This is a genomic window from Methanobrevibacter sp. (assembly GCF_045120835.1).
GTDB lineage: Archaea > Methanobacteriota > Methanobacteria > Methanobacteriales > Methanobacteriaceae > Methanocatella.
The window spans coordinates 1-17,326 of record NZ_JBGVFE010000045.1; the positions used below are offsets into that span (position 1 = coordinate 1).

Here is a 17,326-nt window from a genome sequence, read left to right on the forward strand (position 1 = left end):
TGTGAATTCTTGCTTGTCTAACTTCTTGTCTAACGTTATTGCTAACAAAACGAGAAGCTCCAAAAGCATCCCAAAAAGCAATCTTCATATCCCAATTAGGATTAATACGACACTTACAAGTCAAAACATCAGACATAAAAACACACCTAACATTAAATCTATAAAAAAACCCTCTTTATAAAGGATTTAAATTAGTAACACTACAAAAATTATATATGATTATAATACATATATAAACAAAGTGAGAGAGCATTTGAAAACTAATCTTTAAAAAAAAAGCTTTGTGAAATTCATCTCCAACCTACAGAGGTCGGAGTATTCTTTCACATATTGATAAAAGTACAATTTTCAACAATACCACTGCCTAAAATGAAAATAGCTCCGCCGTCACCAAATTCTGTAGAATTGGCAAAGTTATTAACAAACCCGCAATTTATCACAGTAGCGGAATCATCAAAGTAAATGGCCCCGCCTCCACCATAAGTGGAATTGGAAGTATTGTTTGAAAAAACGGAATTTCCAACAAAACCCTGTCCTCTAAAGTAAACGGCGCCTCCACCATAGTTTGTAGAATTTACACGATTGTTGGCAAAACTACAATCCGTTACGTTGCCCGAACCATGAAAGTGAACAGCGCCGCCATTACCCCCAACAGCCGTATTGTTGACAAATCTGCAATTAATCACAGTACCGAAACCCTCAAAGTAAAGAGCTCCGCCACCAGAATACGAATCGCAAGCGGCATTATTAACAAAAGTACAATTTACTACCGTACCTGAATTTAAAAATGAAATGGGACCGCAAGTATTTCCATAGGCAGTATTATTAATAAAATTACAATTTATTAGAGTTCCTGAACGCATGAATTGAAAAATGCCGTCGGCATAATCAAGGCGATTTGAATTTTTAATGGTCAGATTTTTGATTGTTACTCCTGAAGCGTCCACCCTAAACATCAGAAAAGTTGATTCCGACATGTCAATGACCGAACCGTTGCCGTCGATGACACTGTTGTCAACGGTAATCACGATGGTAGACCCTATATCGTAAACATAATTCTTATGCTTCAGGGTCTTATTTCCACCGGAACCTATTTCTTTAGACAGTTCTGAAAATTTGCCCGTATCCTCAATGAAATCATTTTCACTATCCCCAAGAGTTAATTCAACATTCTCATCACAAGTTTGCGGATTATCATCAAGCGTTTCATTGTTTTTGGATAAATCCGCCTGAGCTGCATCTTCACTGGCACTTGCTGTCGCCATTGCCAATAGAAAAACGGCAAAAAGCATTATGATTATGGATTTTTTGCGCTTCATGGATTATGTTCCCCTCTTTTTAATGTTAAAAATGTTTTATCTTAAACAAACAATCTTGAATGTCTCTTTTTGACTTAAATAACATTCTAGAACTGTTTAGAAGTTTTATAAACAGACATTTATAAACTTGTCGATTTGATTGAAATGATGCTGAAACATGCAAAAGCAATATCTGCATGACATTCAACGACGGATTGCTTAAACAGGAATATTTCCAAATCCGATTTGCTTATATCCTTTCAAACAGGGGAAATTAATTTCACATTGATATCAAAAAGTTTATTTAAACCTTTAATATACTAATATATGGACAAAAATGTCCAAGTGAGATGATAATTTTATGTTTAAAAAGAAATTAATTGTGCTTGCAATATTTTTTGTTGCTTTGGTTGCAGTTTCAGCAGTTAGTGCAGCTGAAGATACTGAAGATATTGCAGCTATACAAAGCAATACAGAAATAAACGAAATAACAAGTGATATAACAACAGACGAAATTCAAAAGGACAGTTTAGAGCCATCAGCAAATGATGAAAATGATGGCACATTGGCCGCATCAGATGATAAGGAAATCCTGACTGAAGGGTCAAACTGTTATGTAAACTGCAGTTACGAAGGTGAAGAACATTATGGAACCAAAGATAATCCATATATAACTTTATCCGATGCGTTAAGTGATAGGGAAGATGGAGATGTAATCTGGATTGCCGCTGGAGTATATTCCGGTGAGGAAAATACATGTCTGAACATTTACAAGAACCTGACTCTTAAAAGCTTGGGAGAAGGTGAAGTAATATTTGATGGGCAGCATGAAGGAGGATCAATCTTCAATGTTTATGCAGATGAGCTGAATGTTGACGGAATAACATTCAAAAACGGTTGTTCCTTTTATGGAGGTGCGCTCTACTTTGCAAATGGCATGAAAAACAGTTACATCAACGGAATTTTTATAGATAACGAGGCCATGTTTGGAGGCGCAATATATGTCTATGGAGATATGGAAAATTCCATAATTTCCTCATATTTCAGAAATAACAGTGCGGAGCTTTCTTTCGGTGGAGAGGGTTCAAGTGATGAGGGCCTTCATGGTTTTGGAGGAGCTATCTATGTATATAGAAGCATTAATTCATCTTTAATTGATGGTGACTTTATAAGCAATCGCGCTGCCATGTTTGGTGGTGCAATATATGCTGAAGAGGGAATTATGAATTCCAACATTACATACTATAATAATTTCAAGGATAACTTTGCTCCTGTGGGAGGTGCAATAGCTACCTACGTTATAATGAATACAAAAATTGAAAGCAACTTTGCAAACAACACCGCTCTGGCGGGCGGAGCCATATTTGCAAATGCTGTCAACAACACCAAAATAGATTCAAATTTCGCAAACAACACTGCAGACAATGACCTTGGATCAGATTATATAAGCGTTCTTATGCAATATATAGAGGAATATGCCGATTCAGACATTAGCGAATATGTCTGGCAAAATATCGAAGACTACTATCTCTATTATGGTTTTGGTGGTGCAATAAGCATTATTGAGATTCTAGAAAGCTCCACTATCTCTGGAGAATTTGAAAACAACAATGGTGCTGATGCGGGAGGTGCCGTTTGTGTTCTTGGACTTGTGAATAAATCAAGCATTTCTGGCCAGTTCACATCCGACTATGCCAGATTAGGAGGTGCATTATTCCTTCCATTTGTGGAATATTCAAACATCACAGGTAATTTCGAGCATAACACCGCTGTGCAGGGAGGTGCAATCTTTGCAAACCAACTCAACAACACACATATGAACGGTTCTTTCACATATAATGGCCCACTTACCGGCGAAGAAATAATTGCAGAGGACATCATTCCACTGGGAGGTGCAATATCCATCGACAGTGCTCTGGAAAATTCAATTATTGACGGCATCTTCATGTACAACAATGCAAGCTATGTAGGAGGTGCAATAGGATGTATGGACGTGATTAAAAACTCCACCATTTCAGGTTACTTCATCAACAACACAGCTGAGATTGGCGGTGCAATAGGTGTCCAATACATTGAGGATTCCACTATTTCCGGTTATTTCATCAACAACACTGCGAAAATAGGCGGAGCAATCTTTACAAATTACATGAACAATACACAAATTCCTGCCCATTTCATCAGCAATGTCGCATACCGTGAAGAAAGACCGATTAGGGAAAATAATGAAATAATAACTGATTATTTCGATAACAATGGTTACGGCGGTGCATTATCTGTTCTCGGAACCATTACAAATTCTGTTTTCACCGGCGATTTTGTAAATAATAATGCTAATGTTGGAGGTGCGATATTTGTCCTTACAGAGGAAACAGGAGATGATTTGAAGTTACTGCCTATGGCAAACAATACATTCAACTCCAATTTCATCGGCAATGTTGCTTATGAAGGTGCTGCAATCTACATCAGTGCCGACTCACAGCAAAATAAATTCAATTCCAATTTCATCAATAACTATGCTTTGAATGATGGAATTATTTATCTTGGTGAGATGAGCCAAGGAGATTCAATATTCAATTGCCTGTTCATGAACAACACTGCCACAAACTCAGTTGTCCATATTGAAAAATCAATGGGCACAAGCATAATCAACAACATTTTCCTAAATCCGCTAAGAGCTTATGACATTTACCACAGTGGAGGAAGCGATACTAAACTGATTGCCAATGATAACTGGTTTGGACACAATTCAACCAACTTTAAGGATTCCCCAAAGATAAAGGGAATTGTAGAAATTGACACCTGGCTGTTCTTAACTGCCGCTGCCAATCCTACTTCAGTTTCATATCTGGGATCTTCAGACATCGCATTTAGCCTATTTGTCTACAATAACTCTACAGGTTCATCAGACAAGAAGTTTGACCACAGCCTTTTAGAGCCTATTACCCTGAAGATTATCTCAACAAACGGTAAAGTGGACAGGAATGCTGCAAAGTTAAATGAAGTTATCAAGTTCTCCTCAAACGGCAAACTCGGAACCGTTACTGCAATGGTAGGATATGCTTTTGACACTGTTGTGATTAAATGTAAGCCTAGACTAGTAGGAAATGACCTATACATGGATTACCTTGAGAAAAACTATAGAATACAGGTATTCGGAGAGGATGGAGAACCTGTTGAAGGCGCAGCTATTAAAATGACCGTCAACGGCATAACATATACAGTCAAATCCGATAAGAACGGTTATGCAACACTGAAAATCATATTGAGGCCTGACACCTTTAAGATCACTTCAACATACATGGATGCTATCCTTAAAAATACCATAAAAATCAAGAAAACCCTAAAGGCCAAAAAGACATTCAAAGTTAAGCAAACAGACAAAAACCTTGTCCTGAAAGCCACTCTAAAATGGAGCAACGGAAAGCCAATCATCGGCCAACAGGTACTCTTCAAATTCAAAGGCCACAAATACAAGGCATACACAGACAAGAAAGGAGTTGCAATGCTAAAAATAAAGGACATTGTGAAAACTCTCAAGCTGGGCAAAAAATACAAAGTAAAAATCAGCTACAAAAACGAAACAGTCCAGTCAAAAGTAAAACTCAAATAGGGATTAGACACATATCCCTATTCTCTTTTTTTATCTTAAAAATGCAAGAATACCACGACTTCTTTTAAGTCGTGGATGAATTGCACTATTGGGTGTACTATCTTTTTTAATTAATTTTGTTGTGTTATTTTTATTTTGTGTTTATTTAGAGGCTATTTTAGGCCATAACTTTTTGTTCAGTATACTTTTTTTTGTGATTTTAAAATATTGCTTGGAGTATGAAAAATTGTTTTGGGTTTGAAAAATTGCTTTGAGTTCGTTATTCGATTACTTCTCAAATGCTCTCACTCTTTTTTTATATAGGGGTAATTATAAATTGTATATTATTCAATTAAATGTGATTTTAATTGTTGTTTTAAAAAAGAGTAGATGTTTTTTCATTTCTTTTAGGGGAATGATATATATAAAAATATTATAACAAATGGAACTGGAGGATTGTGATTTTTATGGGCGAATATATTCGAGGGGTGGTTGTTAAACTTCATTTAACCCCCGAACAAGAAGTCATGTTTAAAAAAAACTATGGTTGCACTCGTAAAACCCATAATGAACTTTTAAATAAATATAAAGCCAAATATGGAGATGATTCTACTAAAATTCCAACTAAAACAGAATTAAATCAATTCTTAAACGAATCTAAAGAAGAATTACCTTACTTGAGGCAAACAGAGTCCACTAGCCTTCAACAGGCACGAGATGATTTGCATAAAGCTTTCACAAACAGTGCTAAAAGCAAAAGACACCATCCTCCAAAATTCCACTCTAGAAAGAAAACAAGGCCTAGCTTCAGACAAACCATCCGACAAGACAAAAAACCAGTAGAAAACAACACAGTAACACTAAGAAAACACGGAGAAATAGAATTCAGCACAAGTGTAGAAAACCTGGATTTACTAAACAGTCCCGAAACCAAATTCAACAACCTCACAGTATACTATGATGGATTAAAACACTATGCCGTATTTAACATAGAAACAAATCCACCAGAACAACTATCATTAACAGAAGAACACATAGGATGCGATATCAATTCCAACAAAAACGGATGGCTAGTCACAAGCGACGGACAAAAAGAATTCTTTGATGTTGACCATGATAACCAAATGATCAAACACATCAACAGATTAATGTCACGATGCAGAAAAGGAAGCAGACGATGGAAAAAACTACAAAAAAGACTACAAAAATGGTACAACAAAAGAACAAACCAATTAGATGACTACATTGAAAAATTAACCTATCAAATAGTCAAAAAATACGACACCATAGTCTTTGAAGAAAACTACTCCACTATCAAGATCCTCATCGGAGGAGAACAAAACATGGTATTTCCTCTATCGCGATTCATAAAAAGACTAAAAGACAAATTCCAACTCTACAAACCCAAAGCAGACGGCGTACAATTCGTAAAAAGCAAAAATACAAGCCGAACATGCCACCACTGCGGACACATAAACAAAGAGTTAGACGTCAAAACACGCAACTGGAAATGCCCAAACTGCAATAAAATACTTGATAGGGACGTAAACGCAGCAATTAATATTCTAAACCGCTGGTTCAACGGGGGTAGCCTGAAAAATACTTAATTAACCTATTAAGTGAAAAAAAAATTCAGGAATCCCTGCCCTCTTTTAGGGCAGGGTGGTTCAATTTTTCGCTTAAAGTAAATGTTTTCGAAAACAGTGAAAACAGCCCCAAATCATAATAATTAATATATCATTTGCAACAAAGATATTATTACAAAAATTTATGAGGGTTTACAATGGACTATAGGAAACTTTTGAAAATATTTTTAGTCATGACCGTCATCGCAGTCGGCTTGAGCTGCGTGAGTGCGGGAAGCTCCGACGGCACACCACTGCTTTCAGACGGTCAGTATGAGGTAGGTGACGACCTGCCGGCAGGCGAGTACTATGTGAAATGCAACAGCTATAATCTATACATTGAAGTGTCATCAGACTCATCAGGAGACCTCAGCAGCGTCATCTATAACCTGAACACTGAAGGCGGAGTATACATTACTGTTGAAGACGGAGAATATCTCAAAATCCAGGGCGGAGACCTGTACAAGCTAAGCGACTCCCCGGACAGAGGAGATGACAGAGGATACTATAAGGACGGAATGTATAAGGTAGGCGAGGATATCCCTGCTGGAGATTATGAAGTCGAATCCACCAAGGACCAGGGATATATCGAAATCACCAAAAATTCCAGACATCAGGTTGAAGACATCATCACAAATGACAACTTCAAAACAAGCAAAGACGTCAAACTTGAAGACGGCCAGTACATCTTCCTGAGAAACGGTGCGCAAATCGACATCGGCGATACCTCAAAAGATACCCAGTCAGATACCAAAACAGACTCCTCATCAGCCAAAGGCGAAAAGGTAACAGTGAGCGGTGCTGACTTCAATGTCCCTGAAGGATTCAAGGAAGATCCAAGCTATTCAATGGACAAGTTTGATATGAAAATAGGCGATTCCGAAATGAAGCTTTCAGCCAAGACATTCGTGAAAGGCGATGACGTGATATGCTGCGGCGTTGCAAAATATCCTGGCCATGAGGTTACAGATGACATCGTCAAAGAAGTAGGAAGCAAAGCATTGACCATAAACGGCGTTGACGGATATGAATACAACGGCGATGACTATGACGGATTCATCTATGCGAAAGACGGCAACATGGTAATCATCACAGCATCCGATATGGACCTGATCAATGACGTAGTAATAAAATAGCTTAAAAACAAGCTATTTTTCTTTTCTTTTTTTACATGAAATCCAATTATTTTCTTGACTTTTCTGAAATTGATATGGAAGAGCTAACGGCCTCTCTTGACAAATCAATTCTGGAGGAAATCTCAAAAAGACCCCATATAAAGCTTGGCAATGAACTTACATACATCAAAAACACCTATGAGTATTTCAAGGATTCTCCTATCCGTTGCCTGAATCCTGAACGTGAACCGGACCCATCGAAAACATATGACGGATACCCTTTTCTGGATTTCTTTGACCATATGGAGTTTGAAGAGTTCCAAAAAGAATCAGGTGACGATTTGATGGAAAGCGCATTGAAATTTATAGATGCCCATTTGAATCTGGCCCTGAAAAGAAATGACTATTTTGCGCTCTTTGACAGCCAGTCATCAAAAGCGCTCTATTACGCATTCAATGAAGACTTCAAAAATGCATTAAAAGAAGAACTGAAATTATTCCTTGTGAGAATAAATCCACACTGCGACAAAACGCAGCTGGTTTTCCATGAAGGAGTAAATCAGGTGAACATCCACAATTTAAACGATCTGATTATAGCCTGTGAAATTGAAGATGTTGAAACATTGTTCAATAATGTTTGGGACGAACTGGAGTTTGAAATGACATATTTTGATAAAAAGGAGTCCTATGATATTCTGATTGAATCGTTAAATGCCTGCGATTTAGATGGGATTAACTGCAATATTGAAAGGAGATACTTCAGGAATTAATGATTTCATCCTTCAGTTGTTTGAACTCATCCTCGCTGACTATTCCGTCATCCAAGAGCTTCTTTAAATCCTTAAGCTTGTCTATTTTGTCTTCGGGATTGGTGGAGTATGCCTTCATTTCACGAGCCCTGATTTTGTTTTCAACAGTCTGAAGTTTTCCCTTATCAGAACCTGCCTGCTGGGTTCGGTAATGCAGACCGTTATAGTCAAAATCAACCTTCACGTCACTCCACAGCGAACGGGAACTCTGATGCAGGCTAAAGTTTGTAATGTCCTTAATGGGAATTACCTCATTGGTGTTTTTGATGACCAGTGAATCATCCCTGAATTCATTTATTCCACCCAAACGAGGAATGTCGGCTCTTTTTCGACCGGTTTTAATCAAATTGTCCTCATATGCATCAATTCTACTTTTGCCGGCACCTGCAATCACGCATTTTGTTCCGCAATTTGTGCAGAAATGAGCGCTGTCATCAAGTTGCGTTCCGCATTCCGTGCAATATTTCACCATCTAATCACCATTGAAGAAATTTTAGACAAGATTATTCAAATCAATAGTATCTTCTAAAACTTCACCGTTATTCATTCTTTCAGCGGACCTGTATGCATCATACATCGCATATATCCAGACAATCAGCCATAATAGCCATCCGATAATGAAAAGTGTCAGCACTCCTGCAACAATGGCTGCCAAAAAGAGTATTATTCCCTTTTTAGTCAATCCCAAATACAGCTGGCCCAGTCCCACAATGAAAAAAGACAATACCAATGCCAGAACAGGGCTTTTCTCCTGATTTGCTACGTAATTTGTAGCATTGCTTGCCTGTGACCTTCCGTCAGTTGAAGTTCCGCAGTTGGGACAGAACTTGACATTGCTGCCCATTTCAAAACCGCAATTTGAACAGAATTTGCCGGCTCCCTCACTTTCCTTTTCAATTATTTCAGATCCGCAGTTTGCACAGAATTTGGCGCCATCCACCACTTCAGTGCCGCATTCAGGACATGTTGTCATTTCAATTCACCTCATTATTGATATTTTTTAATTTCAGAGAAAATACTATATTATAGTATGTTGGTATCTCATATATAATTTGTCCATACCTATCCGGAAACCTTCATTTCATGAGGAGGATACTTCTTGGCGGACTTCTTGATTATCATTGTTGTTGACTTGGATCCGCTGTATTTGATGTCTGCAGGAACAATCACGACCTTGTGTTTGCCGACTGAAAGCTTGTTGGTTGAATATCCTACTGCGCCGTTGTATTTTCCGACCTTTTTGGTTTTAAGATTGATTGTAACGTAACTTTTACCTGTATAGAGCAGCAGCTTGACCTTAACTCCATTCAATCCTTTTTTGGTCTTTTTGTCCATGACAATGTAGGACACCAATGAGTCCTTCTTGCCGTTTGATTTCTTCTGAATCTTAAAAGTCAGCGCCTTAGGCTTTATGACCTTGATGGAGGATGTTACTGTGTTAAAGTTATATCCTGCATGATTTCCGCTTATTTCAACCTTATGAGTTCCTTTGGACAATCCTTTTGTCTGATAGCTGGCCACACCATTTGAATTTGTGGTCAGACTCACCAGCTTATATTTCTTGCCTGTGAAAACCTTCAGGGAAATCTGCATGTTTGCTATAGGCCTATTTGTTTTGGAGTCCACAAGAGAGATGGTCCACAATGTACCTCTTTTAAGGGCAACGGTAATTCGAGCCGCCTTGATGACTGCAGTGGCCTTTTTAACTGTCACACCAACAGTACCGACTGCCGGTTCGAGACCCTCGTCTGGAGTTGACACCACACGCAAAGTGTAGCTTCCGGGATTCAAGCCTGAAATGGTGATGTCATTGTTTACAAGAACAATCACCGCTTCCGAATGGCCTACAACCTCAATGTTTCTTCGTTCGACTCTGCCTCCCTCAACAATCATGTGAACGGTACCTGAACTTGCATAGTCAAAGACAATTCCTGCAGTAAAGGTAACTTTAGGAATTGGACGTACAGTAACATTTAAAGTAGTGTTGAAAGGATGATAGAATCTTGATGGAAGAGTTTCGACATTTAAAACATACTTGCCTACATCCAATCCTGAAACAAAGAGTTCATCGTCAACTATTGCGAATACCTCATTAGGCTGACCCGCTACAGAAAGCTTCAAATCCTCAACGCCTGTGGATGTGAAATGTGAAGAACCTGAGCCTCCATAGTCAAAGACAATGTCATTATCAAAGACTACGCCGGAATCCGTATCCACAACATCGGTTACATATCCTGAGAGTACAGTATCATTATACAGGCTGTTGCGCAGGCAAATGTTGAAGTAATCATCACTGAAGTCATAAAGCTTTATTCTTGATGAATCAAATACGATTGTCATTGATTCTGACCATTCAGGATCAGGAGAACCGTAGGACACATTTGTTCTGGCAATACCATTTTCATCTGTGTAGAATTCCCTTTTTATGTTCCATACTTCACCATGGCGGAAAGTGGAAGGGCATCCCAAATCCAGATTTACGCATACTCCGGATACAGGCTTGCCGTCAATGGTGTTGTACACATACACTTCAAACAGCAGTTCGGAATCCCTTACTTCAATCTCATTAATCCTGAATGAAAATCCTGAAGATTGGTCTATCTTGAGGGTTTTGTAGTTCAAGTCTTCACTGCCGTCATCGCTGCAGTCAATGTTTACGCCGCAATACATGTTGTCGCCGTCATATTTTGCATCGTTTCCTTCAAAGTAACACTTAAAAGCAAGGGCATTGTGAATTGCCCCACCACGATTCGCCTGATTGCTGTAGAAATATGAATCGGCAATAGAACATTCGCTATTCTCTCCAAGTGCAGGATTGAAAACCGCTCCTCCCTGTATTGCACTGTTGGATGTGAAATTTGAACCTGAAATCATTGCAAAGTAATATGTAGCTATTGCACCACCAAATTTTGAATTGGAGCCTGAGAAAGTGGAGTTGTCAACCTCAAGATAAGAGTAACTCGCAATGGCTCCTCCTTTAGAAACCGCATTGTTATTTGTGAAAAAGGAATTTTTAACAAAGATGTTATGGGATGGGGTGAAAGTTATATTGTAATTCTCCATTTCAACTTTTACCCTGCTTCTTGCCTCGTCATTATAAACTGCTCCCCCTTCATCCATAGCGGAATTATTATCAAACCTGCAGTTATCCAATGAAAGTTCATTTGCATTACTCCACACTGCACCACCTCTTTCAGCAGAGTTATTGGCAAATGAAGAATTTATAACGCTGAACTGATAACTAATAGAAATTGCACCGCCTTGCTCAGCTGAATTATTGTTGAAAATGCAGTCCTTAATTGAACCTTCAGCACTGACAGAAACGGCACCTCCATATTCGGATGCGGCATTATTATAGAATGAAGAAGAAAGAATGCTAATATCACTATCAAAAGAAAAGAGAGCACCTCCCTCTTCATCAGCCACATTATCATAAAATGAACAATCTCTTAAGGAGGATTTGCCGTAACTGTAAACCGCACCTCCAAAAGTAGTTGCATAATTCTCGTAAAAAGAGCAGTTATTCAAGTATAGAATCGCATCATTTTCAATTGCCCCTCCGCAATCTTCGGCATTATTTCTATAAAATGAACAGTTGGTCAGGGACAATCTGTTATTGGTATAAATCGCACCCCCATCAAAAAATGCGGAGAAATCCTTAAAAGTGCAATTGGTTAGTGACAATCTGCCGACATTATAAATTGCTCCACCGTTTTTAATAGAAATGTCATTGTAAACAAAATAGTTATCAAACTGAACATCATAAACTGATACGTGGTACTTTTCATTGCCTATGTTGAAAATTCGTCCCTTATTGGCAAAAATGCTGTGCCCGTTGCCGTAAATGTTAATGTTGAAATAATCCTCATCTTCTGTTTTTTCAAAGAAAGTCACACCACCCATCAGGATTCTGTCATCAACTTTTGGATTGAATACATAATCATGTTCAAGATATATGCTGCCATCGCTTTTTACTGTGTTTATGAGGTTTTGCAAATCTGTAAAGCTTTTGTATCCTTCGAAGGCATCATCATATTCGATGGAGTCAAAATCATCATACCACTTATCATCATTATTCTCATCATCTTCCCAATCATCATCGTCATCATCGTCGTCATCATCGTCATCCCAATCATCAGGATCCCAATCATCAGGATCCCAATCATCAGGATCCCAATCATCATCGTCATCACTGAGTATTCCATCCAAATCCCCATCTTCAGTAATTACATCGGTTGAGTTTAAATCTTCGGCACTGACGTGCGAAACTGCACCTATCAAAATTACTAAAAATATCAGAATTGCCAAATATTTCTTTCCATTCATGCCTTCAACTCCAATACTTATTTATTAAATCAATTATGCTGATACCTTTGTCTCCCAAGCAGGATACTTTTTAGCGGACTTCTTGATTGTCATTGATGTGGATTTTGACCCTGAATACTTGATTTCCGCCGGAACAATAACCACCTTATGCTTTCCAACTGACAACTTGTTGGTAGAATATCCGACCGCACCGCTGTATTTTCCCACTTTTTTAGTTTTCAAGTTAATAGTTACGTAGTTTTTACCTGTGTAAAGCAATAACTTTACCTTTACTCCATTTATTCCTTTTTTAGTCTTTTTGTCCATTACAATGAATGAAACCAATGAGCCTCTTTTGTCGTTTGACCTTTTCTGAATCTTGAAGGTCAATGCCTTAGGCTTAATAACGCTGATGGAAGATTTTAAAGTGTTGAAAGTATAACCAAAATGTGTTCCTCCCACTTCAACCTTATGTGTTCCTATTGACAATGCCTTAGTCTGATATCTGGCCTGCCCATTTGAATCGGTAGTCAAACTGACAGCCTTATATTTCTTGCCTGTGAAAACCTTAAGTTGGAGTTTCATATTTGATATTGGCTTTCCGGTCTTGGAATCCACCAATCTTATGGTCCACAGGTTGCCTTTTTTAACTGCAACAGTTACCTTGGATGCCTGAATAACTGCAGTGGCCTTTTTAACTGTCACTCCAACAGTACCGACTGCCGGTTCGAGACCCTCATCGGGAGTTGACACCACATGCAAAGTATACTGGCCAGGATTCAAGCCTGAAATGGTAATCTCATTGTTTACAAGAGAGATTATGGCTTCAGGATGACCTACAATCTGGATGTTTCTGCGCTCGACTCTGCCTCCCTCAACAATCATGTGAACAGTGCCTGAAGAGGCATAGTCAAAGACGATACCTGCAGAAAAGGTTACTCTAGGAATTGGACGTACGGTAACATTTAAAGTAGCTTCAACCGGATTGCAATAGAAATAAGGCCATGTTGAAGCGTGCAGAATATATTTGCCCGGTTCCAATCCGGAAACAAAGAGAGTATTGTTAGCAAATGATATTACTGCCTCAGTATGGTTGACAACATCAGCCAAAATATCATAAGCACCGGTCAAAGTGAAATTGGTCGAACCAACGCCACCATGGTCAAATACTATGTCATTAGTGAAAACGATACTGGAATCCAACTGGAACAGGCTGGATTGATAGTCTGAGATTATTGTGTCATTATATACTGGATTGGATAAAAAGATAAGTGCAACATATTCATCATTGATATAAGATCCTTCAGACAAATATACATTAAAGCTGGAAATGCCCTCCTGATTGGTATTGTTGGAGTCATGGCTCCAGTGATAATCGTTCATGACCCTGTCATACTCATCATCAAAATATCTGTTGTAGGACCTTAGATTTACATTAGCGCATGACACCGGCTTTCCATCATTATTGTTGGTTACAAGAATGTCGCATCTCACTTCATTGTGTGAAATTACCGAAACATTGTTTATCTTAAAGGAAAAACCGCCGGATTCAACTGTTCCGTAATAATTTTTAGCCAAAAGGTCTTCGTTATACTCATAATCCTCATCATCACTGCAAGAAATTCTCAAACCTGAAAACATGTAATTTCCGTTTTTTGCCTTGTTGTCCTTTGTAAAATGACAGTATGATGCAAAAGCGTTGTAGATTGCCCCGCCGTCTGTCGCTTCATTGTTTGTAAAGTTAGAATAAAAAGTGTTTAATGAAGAAAAGATTTTCCTGTCATCGGGAAGATGATTGTAGATTGCTCCACCGTATGTTGCCAGATTAGCTGTAAAAGTCGAATAAGAAATAGTTCCATAATTATATGAGGAAATGGCTCCTCCATAAGTGGAATAACAGTTATTGAAACTGGATTCTTCAATATCGATCTCCCCGTATGAAGAGATGGCGCCTCCATAATTCTGGGCATCATTATTTAAGAAATTACATTTTACTATTTTTATAGCACCACTCTGTGAATTGTAAATAGCTCCTCCTTCATTTTTAACTGAATTGTCGCTGAAGTTACAGTTTTTCAATAAAACGGCTCCCTCATTATAGATGCTTCCACCATTTGAAACACCATTATGCAGATTATTGACAAAGTTTACGTTAAAGATATTTATCTGGTCGTTTTCTGCAAAATTGAAAATACGGGATCCGTTACCATATATCGTATGGCCACGACCGTATATGTCCAAAAGGATTCCGCTATCTTCCAGATCCTTAGGAAGTGTTATCCCATCCTTCAGACTTTCGCTGTCCACCTTTGGATTGTATGCGTAATCATGCTCCAGACTAACATCTGCAAAATAATTGTCAGTGGAAATGAAGCTTTCCCTGCATGCATCATTTATTATGTTCTGCAGTTCCGAAAAGCTGTGATAGTCATGTGCATCCTCCAGAACATCATCATCAAAATTTCCATGGACGCTTTCATCAGTGGCGTTTAATTCCTCGGCATTAACCGATGAAATCGTCATCAAAACCAATATTATCAAAAACAGTACTGCAATATACCTTTTTTTAAACATATTAATCTTTCCCTTTTTAAAAAAGTCAATCATGTTAACTATATATGTTAATATATAACTCGATTATTCCTATTATATATTATGCAAATATTTTACAAAAGCCATCACTGAAAGAAATAAATCATGAAACTGTGTTGAAGTCATTATATAAGATTTTCTTAGTCGGGCTAATCCTCAATATAATAGGTTTTTCCGCCGTTTTCAAGGGTGCCGCATATGTTTCCGTCACCATCCATATATGAGTCTATCTGATAGTCCTCATAATCGCCGCTGCCACTTTGGTGGGACTCCACGCTTCCGTCGTCATATGCCTTGCCGCCCGTATCCGATGAGCCGTATTCATCCTCATAGTGATAGGACACCTCATCGCCTTCTGAATCATGATTGTCATTATCAAGACTTCCATCATCACTGAAAATGAAATATTGGCTCAAATCGTCATAATCCTCACTTTCAGGTGAAAACGCCGCAATAACCCCTCCAACAAAAATCAAAATTATTAATGAAATAGCTACGACTGCGGCGATTTTTTTGTTTGTCGAAAACCCCCTTATATCCCCAACAAGGCTTGGATTTGAAGCGCCGTTTGCAACCCTTGCTTCCTTGTAGGTTTCATGCAGAGAGTATATCCAAACAATCAATGCGAGTACGGTGCACATCCGAACCCTTATGGCAAGAATTGCAAATATCACTCCGATGAAAAACAGTGAAATTCCCTTCTGCCTTTTGCCTGCATAAGCTATCCCCGTTCCAGCAAGGATGAACGACAGCATAAGGGCAACAATCACGCTTTTGCCTTCAACCTTTTCCAGGCTGGTTTTTGCTCCGCAATGAGGGCAGAACTTGGCATGATTGAGAATCTCTTCGCCACAATTTTCGCACTTCATGATACTAATTTAATAAGAGGATACTTATAATCTTTTCATTGCCATTGAAATGCAAACAAAACAAGAACTACTTTTGAAACTTCCTCTCATCAAGTTTCCAATTCTTGTAGGCCAGATTTTTGTCCGTCTCTTTCCATTCAAAACCATTGGCCAGCACTTTCTTTTTGAGGACCTGCAGACTTTTGGATTTGAGGTCCGTTTTTCGGTAATGCCAGAAATCATCCTTTCTGTAGACATTGAAAAATCCGGTGAAATTGTTTTCATCTATCCTTTGGGATTTCAAGGCCAGCTCCTCATCCAGTATATTCCATTTCAGTCCATACAGATTGACCAGAAGTTCCAAATCCTTTAGATTATCTGCCCTGAGGGTTCTGTCTCCAAATTCATATTGCCAGGACAAATCATCCATCAGATAAACATTCATATATCCTGAAAATTTCATATTATCCCCTATCCAAAATTATCCAGATGATCAACGATTTCATCACCTACGCTTGTCAGACGGTAAAGCCTTCCATGATGCGCATCCTCATTGAGGCATTCCACAACTTTCCAGTTCTTTAGCTGACGAAGCACCTTGGAGATGTGATTCAGCTTTATCCCCGAATCCCTTGCAATTGCACTTGGAGTTTTGGTTTGCCCCTTTAGAACCTTAACGGTTTTTACTCGATAAGAAGAAATATTAACATAGGCAAATACCTTTAATGTTTCATCATCCATAATAATAATTTATCTTTAAGATATTTAAAAATTAACGAAAAAAAGTCTACAGTATTTATATTGTCCAGTTTAATCAGTTAAGTTTAAACCAGACAACAATCCTCTTATATACTGTGAATAAATCAAATCAAATCTAATGAAACGCATCATTATTTTAAAAAATAAAATAATTACATATCAATACGTGTTTACCCTCATTATTAATTAAAATAGGAGCATTTCATTGGAAATATTTAACCATTCATAGAAAACACTCCCTATTAGTAAAAAAAATCCAGCATAAATCAATCAAGTCCATACCAAATCATATGTTTTTACTAAATTTTTCCAGAAATATGGAAAAAACAATGTTTCCTAAATAAAAATAAGATTTGATTACATATAAATGTTAGGTATTTGAAAAA

At 38.1% G+C, this 17,326-nt stretch carries 12 protein-coding genes; 4 read left to right on the forward strand and 8 right to left on the reverse strand.

What is annotated here, in order from left to right; all coding sequences use genetic code 11:
* Nucleotides 1-323: 323 nt before the first annotated feature.
* Nucleotides 324-1,319 (reverse strand): hypothetical protein, encoded by a 996-nt coding sequence (locus tag ACJMLO_RS05020; RefSeq protein WP_405294531.1) that lies wholly within the window; start codon nt 1,317-1,319, stop codon nt 324-326.
* 340 nt (nt 1,320-1,659) lie between these two features.
* Here ACJMLO_RS05020 and ACJMLO_RS05025 point away from each other — a divergent pair, with 340 nt between their 5' ends.
* From ACJMLO_RS05025 to ACJMLO_RS05040, 4 genes are all read left to right on the forward strand, one after another.
* Complete coding sequence (locus tag ACJMLO_RS05025; protein ID WP_405294533.1) at nt 1,660-4,908, forward strand: hypothetical protein; 3,249 nt, start codon at nt 1,660-1,662, stop codon at nt 4,906-4,908.
* A 446-nt stretch (nt 4,909-5,354) separates the two neighbouring features.
* Nucleotides 5,355-6,494: an RNA-guided endonuclease InsQ/TnpB family protein gene (locus tag ACJMLO_RS05030; protein WP_405294535.1), complete on the forward strand. Its 1,140-nt coding sequence runs from the start codon at nt 5,355-5,357 to the stop codon at nt 6,492-6,494.
* A gap of 212 nt (nt 6,495-6,706) precedes the next feature.
* A complete protein-coding gene (locus ACJMLO_RS05035) occupies nt 6,707-7,648 on the forward strand; it encodes a hypothetical protein (protein ID WP_405294537.1) in 942 nt (313 codons plus the stop codon).
* Nucleotides 7,649-7,683: 35 nt separating this feature from the next.
* Nucleotides 7,684-8,397 (forward strand): hypothetical protein, encoded by a 714-nt coding sequence (locus ACJMLO_RS05040; RefSeq protein ID WP_405294539.1) that lies wholly within the window; start codon nt 7,684-7,686, stop codon nt 8,395-8,397.
* Here ACJMLO_RS05040 and ACJMLO_RS05045 read toward each other — a convergent pair.
* From ACJMLO_RS05045 to ACJMLO_RS05075, 7 genes are all read right to left on the reverse strand, one after another.
* Nucleotides 8,387-8,908: a zinc ribbon domain-containing protein gene (locus ACJMLO_RS05045; protein WP_405294541.1), complete on the reverse strand. Its 522-nt coding sequence runs from the start codon at nt 8,906-8,908 to the stop codon at nt 8,387-8,389. The genes ACJMLO_RS05040 and ACJMLO_RS05045 overlap by 11 nt on opposite strands.
* A 21-nt stretch (nt 8,909-8,929) precedes the next feature.
* Nucleotides 8,930-9,409, reverse strand: coding sequence for a zinc-ribbon domain-containing protein (locus ACJMLO_RS05050; RefSeq protein WP_405294543.1), 480 nt, complete (start codon nt 9,407-9,409; stop codon nt 8,930-8,932).
* An 89-nt stretch (nt 9,410-9,498) separates the two neighbouring features.
* Entirely contained in the window at nt 9,499-12,762 is a 3,264-nt protein-coding gene (locus tag ACJMLO_RS05055) for a hypothetical protein (protein WP_405294545.1), read from the reverse strand.
* 33 nt (nt 12,763-12,795) lie between these two features.
* A complete protein-coding gene (locus tag ACJMLO_RS05060) occupies nt 12,796-15,315 on the reverse strand; it encodes a hypothetical protein (RefSeq protein WP_405294547.1) in 2,520 nt (839 codons plus the stop codon).
* Nucleotides 15,316-15,482: 167 nt separating this feature from the next.
* Nucleotides 15,483-16,202, reverse strand: a complete 720-nt coding sequence (locus ACJMLO_RS05065; protein WP_405294549.1) for a zinc-ribbon domain-containing protein — start codon at nt 16,200-16,202, stop codon at nt 15,483-15,485.
* A 67-nt stretch (nt 16,203-16,269) separates the two neighbouring features.
* Entirely contained in the window at nt 16,270-16,644 is a 375-nt protein-coding gene (locus tag ACJMLO_RS05070) for a hypothetical protein (protein ID WP_405294551.1), read from the reverse strand.
* Between the two features lie 8 nt (nt 16,645-16,652).
* Complete coding sequence (locus ACJMLO_RS05075) at nt 16,653-16,922, reverse strand: transcriptional regulator (RefSeq protein ID WP_405294553.1); 270 nt, start codon at nt 16,920-16,922, stop codon at nt 16,653-16,655.
* Nucleotides 16,923-17,326: the final 404 nt, after the last annotated feature.